Origin of the sequence: Candidatus Jidaibacter acanthamoeba (genome assembly GCF_000815465.1) — a bacterium.
Taxonomy (GTDB): domain Bacteria; phylum Pseudomonadota; class Alphaproteobacteria; order Rickettsiales; family Midichloriaceae; genus Jidaibacter; species Jidaibacter acanthamoebae.
Map to the genome: position 1 here is coordinate 1 of NZ_JSWE01000122.1, position 271 is coordinate 271.

A 271-nucleotide genomic window follows, 5' to 3' on the forward strand; every position below is an offset into this window, starting at 1 on the left:
TTGTTGTTGAGCCAACAAACTTAAATCCTCTTTGTTTTAAGTCTTTACTAAAAGAGTCAGATTGCTTAGTTGTTACAAGTATATCTTCTAACTTGATCCATTTATTGGTTATCCTTTCTCCATTGATAAACTGTAAACTATATTTATAAAATGAGCCAAATTCTTCTTGTATTCTAAGAAAAGCTTTAGCATTATTAATTGCTGCTTCAATCTTAAGCTTATTCCTTATTAGACCAGGATTTTTAAGTAAGTATTCAACTTGCTTTTCAGA

At 28.8% G+C, this 271-nt stretch carries 1 protein-coding gene; it reads right to left on the reverse strand.

All coding sequences use genetic code 11. From position 1 onward, the window contains the following. Positions 1 to 271, reverse strand: a 271-nt coding sequence (locus tag NF27_RS05560) for a DNA-3-methyladenine glycosylase I (RefSeq protein WP_039456841.1), incomplete at both ends; no start/stop codon positions are given.